This is a genomic window from Actinosynnema sp. NPDC023794 (genome assembly GCF_040639675.1).
In the GTDB taxonomy this organism is placed as follows: Bacteria; Actinomycetota; Actinomycetes; order Mycobacteriales; family Pseudonocardiaceae; genus Actinosynnema; species Actinosynnema luteola.
Window position 1 is genome coordinate 146201 of sequence record NZ_JBFAFR010000020.1, and the last position, 8669, is coordinate 154869.

10 protein-coding genes and 1 rRNA gene are annotated in these 8669 nt (G+C 71.8%); 4 read left to right on the top strand and 7 right to left on the bottom strand.

The annotated features are described in order from the left end of the window. Positions 1-10 precede the first annotated feature (10 nt). The 5 genes from AB0H12_RS31560 to AB0H12_RS31580 all read right to left on the bottom strand — a co-directional run bounded on the left by AB0H12_RS31560 (position 11) and on the right by AB0H12_RS31580 (position 5688). Positions 11-2953: a bifunctional [glutamine synthetase] adenylyltransferase/[glutamine synthetase]-adenylyl-L-tyrosine phosphorylase gene (locus AB0H12_RS31560; protein WP_499627915.1), complete on the bottom strand. Its 2943-nt coding sequence runs from the start codon at positions 2951-2953 to the stop codon at positions 11-13. A gap of 39 nt (positions 2954-2992) precedes the next feature. Continuing rightward, positions 2993-3217, bottom strand: coding sequence for a hypothetical protein (locus tag AB0H12_RS31565; RefSeq protein WP_499627916.1), 225 nt, complete (start codon positions 3215-3217; stop codon positions 2993-2995). Beyond that, a complete protein-coding gene (locus tag AB0H12_RS31570; RefSeq protein ID WP_499627917.1) occupies positions 3214-4347 on the bottom strand; it encodes an inorganic phosphate transporter in 1134 nt (377 codons plus the stop codon). Before AB0H12_RS31570 ends, AB0H12_RS31565 begins: the two co-directional genes overlap by 4 nt. A 126-nt stretch (positions 4348-4473) precedes the next feature. Next, entirely contained in the window at positions 4474-5211 is a 738-nt protein-coding gene (locus tag AB0H12_RS31575) for a type 1 glutamine amidotransferase (RefSeq protein WP_499627919.1), read from the bottom strand. Between the two features lie 15 nt (positions 5212-5226). Beyond that, the gene (locus tag AB0H12_RS31580; RefSeq protein WP_499627921.1) at positions 5227-5688 is read right to left on the bottom strand and encodes a rhodanese-like domain-containing protein; all 462 of its coding nucleotides are present in this window, start codon (positions 5686-5688) and stop codon (positions 5227-5229) included. Between the two features lie 79 nt (positions 5689-5767). On the opposite strand from AB0H12_RS31580, the gene AB0H12_RS31585 reads away from it, so the two are divergent. From AB0H12_RS31585 to AB0H12_RS31600, 4 genes are read left to right on the top strand one after another with little or no spacing between them, the layout of a single operon-like run. Then, positions 5768-6232, top strand: a complete 465-nt coding sequence (locus tag AB0H12_RS31585) for an Lrp/AsnC family transcriptional regulator (protein ID WP_499627922.1) — start codon at positions 5768-5770, stop codon at positions 6230-6232. A gap of 29 nt (positions 6233-6261) precedes the next feature. Beyond that, the gene (locus AB0H12_RS31590; RefSeq protein WP_499627923.1) at positions 6262-6864 is read left to right on the top strand and encodes a hypothetical protein; all 603 of its coding nucleotides are present in this window, start codon (positions 6262-6264) and stop codon (positions 6862-6864) included. Positions 6865-6866: 2 nt separating this feature from the next. Further along, positions 6867-7460, top strand: coding sequence for a hypothetical protein (locus AB0H12_RS31595; RefSeq protein WP_499627924.1), 594 nt, complete (start codon positions 6867-6869; stop codon positions 7458-7460). Further along, positions 7457-7663, top strand: coding sequence for a helix-turn-helix domain-containing protein (locus tag AB0H12_RS31600; protein WP_053717423.1), 207 nt, complete (start codon positions 7457-7459; stop codon positions 7661-7663). Before AB0H12_RS31595 ends, AB0H12_RS31600 begins: the two co-directional genes overlap by 4 nt. Here the strand turns inward: AB0H12_RS31600 and AB0H12_RS31605 are convergent. Next, complete coding sequence (locus tag AB0H12_RS31605) at positions 7644-8498, bottom strand: GNAT family N-acetyltransferase (RefSeq protein WP_499627926.1); 855 nt, start codon at positions 8496-8498, stop codon at positions 7644-7646. The genes AB0H12_RS31600 and AB0H12_RS31605 overlap by 20 nt on opposite strands. A 77-nt stretch (positions 8499-8575) precedes the next feature. Beyond that, positions 8576-8669: ribosomal RNA gene (rrf, locus tag AB0H12_RS31610) — 5S ribosomal RNA — on the bottom strand; the annotation flags it as partial.

Consider the following 8669-nt stretch of genomic DNA (forward strand, 5'->3'; position numbering starts at 1 on the left):
ACCCCAGTCTTCAGGACCCGTAGAAGATGCGCTCGATCACGGCCCGCGCGCGACGGGTGGTGCGCCGGTAGGAGTCCAGGAACTCGCCGGGGTCGACCGGGTGCCCCATCGCCGACGCCACCGCGGCCAGGTCGCGCCCGGCCGTCGGCAGCTGGTCGCCGGCCTTGCCCTTCACCAGCACGACGGCGTTGCGCGCCTCGGTCGCCATCACCCACGCGTCCATCAGGGCCGACGAGTCGTCCTCCGACACCAGCCCGGCCTCGGTCGCCGCACGCAGCCCGCGCACGGTCGACGGCGTGCGCAGGCCGGGCACCTCGCACGCGTGCTGCAGCTGCAGCAGCTGCACGGTCCACTCCACGTCGGCGAGCCCGCCCCGCCCCAGCTTGGTGTGCGTGGACGGGTCGGCGCCGCGCGGCAGCCGTTCGGCCTCGACGCGGGCCTTGATGCGCCGGATCTCCCGCACGGCGCCGGCGTCCAGGCCGTGGTCCGGGTAGCGCACGGGGTCGATCATCTCGATGAACCGCGCGCCGAGGTCGGCGTCGCCGCCGATGAACCGCGCCCGCAGCAGCGCCTGTGCCTCCCACAGCTCGGCCCACTGCGCGTAGTAGGCCCGGTAGGAGTCGAGCGTGCGCACCAGGGGACCCTGCCTGCCTTCCGGCCGCAGGTCGGTGTCCACCTGCAACGGCGGGTCCTGGCTGGGCGCGCTGAGCAGCCGCCGCACCTGCTCCACCACCGACGACGCGTACCGGGCGGCGTCCGCGTCCGTCACGCCCGGCGCGGGCTCGCACACGAACAGCACGTCGGCGTCCGAGCCGTACCCCAGCTCGCGCCCGCCGAGCCGACCCATGCCGATGACCGCGATCGACGCCAACCGCTCACCGGCCGACCGCACCACCGCGTCCAACGCACCCTGCAACACCGCCACCCACACCTCGGACAGCGACACGCACACCGTCCGCAGCGGGACCAGCCCCAGCAGGTCCGCCGACGCCACCCGCAGCAGCTCCTGGCGGCGCAGCGACCGGGCGGCGGTGACCGCGCGTCCCAGGTCGCTGTACCGGGACACGGCGCTGCGCAGCGGGTTGCCGATGGTCATCGGGTCGCGGCCGACGAGCGCGTCGGTGTCGGCGAGCAGCGGCAGCACCTCGGGCGCGCGCACCAGCAGGTCCGGCACGAGCTTCGACGTGCCCAACAGCGCGGCCAGCCGGTCGACCACCGTGCCCTCGTCCCGCAGCAGCCGCAGGTACCAGGGCGTCTCGGCCAACGCCTCCGACACCTTCCGGTACGCCAGCAGCCCGCGGTCCGGGTCCGGTGTGGTGGCGAACAGGTCCAGCAGCACGGGCAACAGCGCCGTCTGTATCCGCGCCCGCCGGGAAACGCCCCTGGTCAGCGCCTCGATGTGCTTCAACGCGCCATCCGGCGCGGCATACCCCAGGGCGGCCAGTCGTGCCGCGGCCTGGGACGTGGTCAACCGCAGCCCTTCGGTCGGCACCTTCGCGACGGCCTCCAGCAGCGGCCGGTAGAACAGCTTCTCGTGCAGCCGACGCACCTGGTTGGCGCGCTTGCGGAACTCGGCGAGCAGCACCTGGCTCTCCGACAGCCCGCCCTCGGCCTGCAACCCGGACGCACGCGCCAGCCAGCGCAGCGCGGTCACGTCGTCGTCGGCCGGGAACAGGTGCGTGCGCAGCATCCGCTGCAACTGCAACCGGTGTTCTAACGTGCGCAGGAACCGGTAGGCGCGGCCGAAGTCGGCGGCGTCCGTGCGGCCCACGTACCCGCCGCGCCCCAACGCGGCCAACGCCTGCGTGGTTGTCGTTATCCGCAGCTCCTCGTCACCGCGACCGTGCACGAGTTGCAGCAACTGCACGGCGAACTCGACGTCGCGCAGCCCGCCGCGGCCCAGCTTCAGCTCCCGGTCGGTCAGGTCCACCGGCACGTGGTCCTCGACGCGGCGGCGCATGGCCTGCACGTCGGGCACGAAGTTCTCCCGTTCGGCGGCCGTCCACACCAAGGGCCGCACCACGTCCATGTACCGCAGGCCCAGCTCCTCGTCACCGGCCACCGGCCTGGCCTTGAGCAGCGCCTGGAACTCCCACGTCCGCGCCCACCGCTGGTAGTAGGTGGCGTGGCCGTCCAGCGTGCGCACCAGCGCGCCCGCCTTGCCCTCGGGCCGCAGCGCCGCGTCCACCTCGAAGCACGCCTGGCCCGCGACCTGCATCACGGCGCCGGCCAGCCGCGTCGCCACGGCCAGGTCGCCCTCGCCGACGAACACCACGTCGACGTCGCTGACGTAGTTCAGCTCACGCGCGCCGCACTTGCCCATCGCGATCACCGCGAGCCGGCACTCGTCGGACCGCGGCACCTGCCGCCCGGCGACGTCCAGCGCGGCCCGCAACGCGGCCACGGCCAGGTCCGACAGCAGGCTCGCGACGTCGTCGTAGTTGACGTACGGCTGGTCGGGCTCGACCAGGTGCGCCAAGTCGTCGGCGGCGATCCGGCACAGCAGCGCCCGGTACCCGATCCGCAGCGCCCGCACCGCGTCCGCGCCGGTCAGCCCCTCGACCGCGGCGAGGAGGGCGGGCACGAACGACCCGGCGTCCACCGGCTCGGCGTCGACCAGGTCGCGCCACCGGTCCGGGTTGGCGACCAGGAAGTCCGACAGCGCGGTGGACGAGCCCAGCACCGCGAGCAGCCGACCGCGCAACGCCTCGACGTCCCGCAACGCCTGGTCCAGCTCGGGCCACCGGTCACCGAGCGCGACGCGCAGCCGGTCGACGCCGAGCAGCGCCAGGTCCGGGTCCGGGCTGCGGGACAACGCCACCACGATCGGCTCGTTGCCCTCGCTCGGCCGTCGACCCTCCCACCACCCGGCGGCACGCAGGAGCTCACCGCCGCGCGCCTCGGTCAGGCCGAACCGCGCGGGGGACGTGGGCAGGCGGGCTGGATCGGTCATCGCCGAACACCGTAGCCCGCCGGGACACCGGAAAAAGCGTCAGCCCGCCACGATCAAGTAGATGCCGAACAACACTACGGTCACGCACGCGAGCAGGCACGCGGCCGCCACGACCGTCGGCCCCGCCGTCGACGCCTGCCGCTCCTGCGCCGCCTCCCGCGCCGACAGCGCGCGCAGCCCGCCGGAGAACAGCAGGACCAGCCCCAGCACCACCGCGAGGCTCACCCCGAACACGGCGCCCAACGCCGCCCAGTCGATCTTCACACCGCCACCTTGTGCGTCTCGGCCTGCGCCGCGATCTCGTCCACCACGTGCTCGGGCCGCACCGGCTCACGGCGCGACAGCAGCCAGATCACCAGCGACACGCCCACGCCGACCACCGCCACGGCCACCACGCCCGCGGTGCCGAGCGACGCGACCTTGCCCGCGAGCGCGCCGACGAGGCCCGCCGCCGGCAGCGTCAGCCCCCAGGCCGCCGCCATCCGACCCGCCACGCCCCACCGCACGCCGTCGCGCTGCCGGCCCAGGCCGGAGCCCATGATGCCGCCGGACGCGACGTGCGTCGTGGACAGCGCGAACCCCAGGTGGGAGGACGCCATGATCACGGTCGCCGCGCTCGTCTGCGCGGCGAAGCCCTGCGGCGCCTCGATCGTGGTCAGGCCCGAGCCCAGGGTCTTCGTGATCCGCCAACCGCCCAGGTAGGTGCCCAGCGCGATGGCGATCGCCGCGCTCAGGATCACCCACAGAGGTGGTTCCGAACCCGGCGCGAGCGTCCCGGCGGTGATCAGCGTGAGCGTGATGATGCCCATCGTCTTCTGCGCGTCGTTCGTGCCGTGCGCGAGCGACATGAGCGCGGCCGACGCGATCTGGCCCGCCTTGAAACCCTTGTCCGTCACGGCCTTCCGCGCCCGCTTGGTCAACCGGTAGGTCAGGTAGGTGGCCAGCATCGCCACGATGCCCGCCACCAGCGGCGCGGCGATCGCGGGCGCGACGACCTTGTCCACGACCTTCGCGAAGTGCACCGCGTCCGCGCCCGAGGCGACCCAGGCCGCGCCGATCAGGCCGCCGAACAGGGCGTGCGACGAGCTCGACGGCAAGCCGACGTACCAGGTCACCAGGTTCCACATGATCGCGCCGATCAGCCCACCGAACACGATCGCGGGCGTGATTCTCGCGTCGTCGACGATCCCGCCGGAGATCGTCTTGGCCACCTCGACCGACAGCAGCGCCCCCACCAGGTTCAACACCGCGGAGAAGGCGACGGCCGTGCGCGGCCGCAGCGCGCCCGTGGCGATGGAGGTCGCCATCGAGTTCGCGGTGTCGTGGAAGCCGTTGGTGAAGTCGAAGACCAGAGCCGTGATGACCACGATGATGACGAGGAGCGAGGCATCCACGCTGATTCCTCCAACTGAATCGACACAGTCGAAGGTAAACGCTACCCGTCTGGCCGATGAACACTCACGACGACAAGGTGAACGCTACCTGTCCGAACGATGAACGCTCACATCGGCGGAGGTTCATCACACCAGCGGCAGGCTCCGGTGGATCGTCAGCTCACCGGCGGCCAGGCGCACGAATCGTTCGGCAAACGGTTGCCACACCTCCCGAATGTCCTCGTGACCGGCCGCGAGGCGGTCCGGGTCGAGCACACCCGGTCGCACGCTCGCCACCACCTCGGGGTACCCCTCGGCCCAGTCCAGAACCATGTCCGGCGTGGTCTCGATGTGGAACTGCACGCCGTAAGCGCGGTCACCGACCCGGAACGCCTCGTTCGCGCACTTCGGCGAGGACGCGAGCAGCAACGCCGTCGGCGGCAGGAAGCCGACCTCGTCCTCGTGGAACTGGAGCACGTCCGGCGTCCACGGCAGCTCGTCGAACAACGGGTCGCCGCTCGCCGCGTCCCGCTTGGCCACCAGCCGCACACCGACGTCGGGCCCCTGCGGGCTGCGCCGCACCTGCCCGCCGGTGGCCGCCGCCAGCAGCTGCGCGCCGAGGCATATCGCGAGCAGCGGCACGCGCTTCGCCACCGCGTGCGACAGCAGCCTGCGCACGTCCGCGAGCCACGGGTGCGTGACGTCGTCCAGCGCGCCCATCGCGCCGCCCAGGCACACCACGCCCTGGTAGCCGTCGAGCGCCTCCGGCACCGGTTCCTCGTACGGTTTCACCACGTCCAGCACCGCCCCGGCGGTGGTCAGCCACTCGCCGAGGCGGGCGGGCGGGTCGTCGCGGTCGGGTTGCAGCACGAGCAGGCGCGTCACCCGTCCGAGGGTAGATCAGCAGTCGCAGGAGATTCCGTGCAGCCTCGTGCTGCCCTCACCCCCCGCCGCGTCGCTCCCCACCGCGTCACCCTCCACCGGGTAGCCCGACGCCTGCCAGGTCGTGATGCCGCCGGCCAGCCGCTTCACCCTGAACCCGAGCCGCGACAGCTTGAGCGCGCCCTTGGTGGCCGCGTTGCACTCGAAGCTCTCGCAGTAGCAGACGTAGACGAGGTCGCGGTCCCAGGTGGCGGTCGTCGTCTCGTCCACGTCCCAGTGCGGGAGGTTGATCGCGCCGGGGATGCGGACCCGCGCGAACGCCTCGGGGCTGCGCGTCTCGACGAGCTGGAAGCCCTCGGTCGTGCCTGCCCGCAGGTCTCGGACCACGTCGTCCGGGTCGGCCTCGAAGGCCAGTTCCGCGGCGAAGAACGCGGCGGCGGAAGCGGGGTCGGCGGCGGGGAAGCGGAGCGTGTTGGTCATGGGTAGATCGTGGCTGACCAGCGTGTTCTTCCCCATGCGGAACTCCAGGCGTTGCGCGGGTTCCGCTTACGATTCCACGGTGGAACTGGACGATCTGGACTGGAAGTTGTTGGACCTGCTCCAGCGGGACGGCCGGATGACGTTCACCGAGCTGGCCAAGCGGGTCTCCCTGTCCGCGCCCGCGACGACCGAGCGCGTGCGCCGGCTGGAGCAGGCCGGGATCGTCACCGGGTACGTCGCGGTGGTCGACCCGCAGCGGCTCGGGCCGCCGATCGAGGCCATCGTGCGGGTGCGGGTGCGCAGCCTCGACACGCCCCGGTTCCGGGAACGAGTGGTCACGCTGGCGCAGGTGCGCGACGCCGACCACGTGACCGGGGACGACTGCTGGCTGCTGCGCGTGGTGTGCCGGTCGATGGTCGAGCTCGAGGAGTTCGTGGAGCAGGCCCAGCGGTACGGCGACACGACCACGTCCCTGGTGTTCTCCTCCCACGCCCGCAACCGGCCCGTGACGCGGGACCTGCTAGAGGGTATCGTTTCTCGATAACATCGATAAACGATATGCGGGGGCGTGCCATGTCGAAGGGGAACGCGTTAGAGCCGTTGACCGGCGTGGTGTCCGCGGTCTTCACGCTGAGCCTGGGGGCGTTCGGCCTCGCCACCGTGCTCCGGCTGACGATCGGCCTGTTCGACCCGGTGTGCTTCACCGCCAAGTACTGGCCGCACGACACCGCGGGCCGTGACCTGGCCGCCGGTGTCCGGCTGGACGACGTCGACCGGGTCACGCTGTGCGTGGACGATCCCGCACCGTGGCACCACGTGCTCGGCTTCCTGTCCGAAGCACCGACCGCCGTCACCCGGGTCGGCGCGCTCCTGCTGCTCCTGTTGCTGCTGCGGCGTGCCTCGCTCCACGGCATCTACACCCCGGACACGGCGACCGACGTGCGCCGCTTCGGCCACTACCTGCTGTGGGTGCTGCCGGCGGCGGCGATGGTCGAGTCGATCGCGCGGACCACGCTGGTGCACGCCGCCGTCACGTTCGACGCCGGGTTCATGTCCTTCTTCGGTGAGTGGGAGGCGCCGTGGTTCGCGGTCATCACGGGCATCGCGCTGCTGTCGCTGGCGAAGATCGTGCGGGACGGCGCGGAGATGCGTGCGGACCTCGAAGGGACGGTGTGACAGTGGCGCGCAGCCCGTTGCAGCCGTTGACCGGGATCGTCCGGTTCCTGTGGGCGGTCACCACCGTCGTGTCCTTGACCGCGATCACGTTGGTCGCGGTGGCCTCGTACGGGACTTCCGCGTGCATCACGTCGCACGTGGGCGCGCACCTGATCCGCACCGTGCCGCACGGCGACGTCGGGCACGTCGGCGCGGGGTCGTTGCGCGTCTGCCTGAGCCGGCCGAGCACCTGGGAACGGGTGCTCTACTTGGTCGACACCGCGGTGCCGATGGCGGCCTACGCCGTGCTGTTCCTGCTGCTCATGCGGCTGCTCGAACGGGGCGCCAGCGAAGGCGTCCACACCGCAGCCACCGCGGACCGGCTGCGTCGCCTCGGGTGGTTCACGCTCGTCGCCGTGCCGGCCGTGACGCTGGCCGAGGCCGCCGCCCGGATCCGGTTGCTGACGCAGGTCCAGCCCGAGGTCGACCTGACGTCGCTGACCGCCGAGTGGGACGTGCCGTGGTGGGCGGTGGTCACCGGCGTGGGACTGCTGACACTTGGCAAGATCATGCGCACGAGCGCGGAGATGCGCGCGGACCTGGAGGGAACCGTGTGAGCATCCAGGTGCACCTCGACCGGCTGCTGGCCGAGCGCGGGATGACCTTGACCGAGCTGGCGGACCGCGTCGGCGTGACCGTGGTCAACCTGTCGATCCTCAAGAACGGCCGGGCCAGGGCGATCCGGTTCAGCACGCTGACCGCCCTGTGCGAGGCGTTGGACTGCCAGCCGGGCGACCTGCTCAGTCACCGGCCGGGGTGAACACGAACTCCGCCGAGTCGACCACGGGCCGGAACCCGATCCGCTGGTAGATCGAGTTCGACGTCGGGTTCGACAGGTCGGTGTAGAGGACCACGTGCTCGGCGCCGTTGTCCCGCGCCCACGACGCGCAGGCCGCGGTGACCGCCGCGCCGTAGCCGTGCCTGCGGTGCTCGGGCGGGGTGTAGACGGGGCCGATGCGGGACATGCCGGACGCCGGAGCGTTCGCCGCCGCCCACGCCACCGGGGTGTCGCCGACGTGCCAGACCAGGTGACCGTGCCCGGCGGCCAGGCTGATGCGCAGCATCGACCGGGAGCGGTCCTCGCTGTCCTCATCGCGGACCTGCTCGGTCGCTTCGACCCCGAACTCCGTGCGCCAGTGGCTGAGCAGGTCGATGTCGTCCACGGTCGCCAAGCGCGGGGTGCCGGGGACGTCCGGCATGACCAGGTCGCCCAGCTCGTACAGGCGCAGCGCCATGTGCTCCCGCGCGTTGCAGCCCGTGCGGGCAGCCCACGCGACAACGAACGCCTCCACCGACTCGCGCGGCCCGTTGACGCCGGGCAGTTCCACGTCACCGGCCAACGCGTCCGCGACGACGTCCGCCCACTCCGGCGCGACACCGCTCAAGGTCAGCGGCCACGGCGGCGTGCGCAGTGCTGCGGCCACCAGGACGCCGTCCTCGGACACGCTGACCAGCAGCGGTGGTTCGTCCGCCGGGTCGGCGTGGTTGAGCCTGCGGTCGACCGCCGCGATCGGGATCGTGTGGAACACCGGATCGGCGTTGAAGAAATCCCCCGTCAACGCCCAGAACTCCGCCAGGTCGTCGTGTCTCGTCACCTCGGCCACGATCGGACGGTAACGCAAAAAACCCTCAGGGGCACTCGAGTAAACGAGTGCCCCTGAGGGTGAAGTATGTTCGGCGGCGTCCTACTCTCCCACACCCTCACGAGTGCAGTACCATCGGCGCTGGAAGGCTTAACTACCGGGTTCGGAATGGGACCGGGTGTT

Coding starts and splice junctions, on each gene's coding strand:
- AB0H12_RS31560 (WP_499627915.1), bottom strand. CDS start 2,953: ATGACCGATCCAGCCCGCCTGCCCACGTCCCCCGCGCGGTTCGGCCTG.
- AB0H12_RS31580 (WP_499627921.1), bottom strand. CDS start 5,688: ATGACCAACACGCTCCGCTTCCCCGCCGCCGACCCCGCTTCCGCCGCC.
- AB0H12_RS31590 (WP_499627923.1), top strand. CDS start 6,262: ATGTCGAAGGGGAACGCGTTAGAGCCGTTGACCGGCGTGGTGTCCGCG.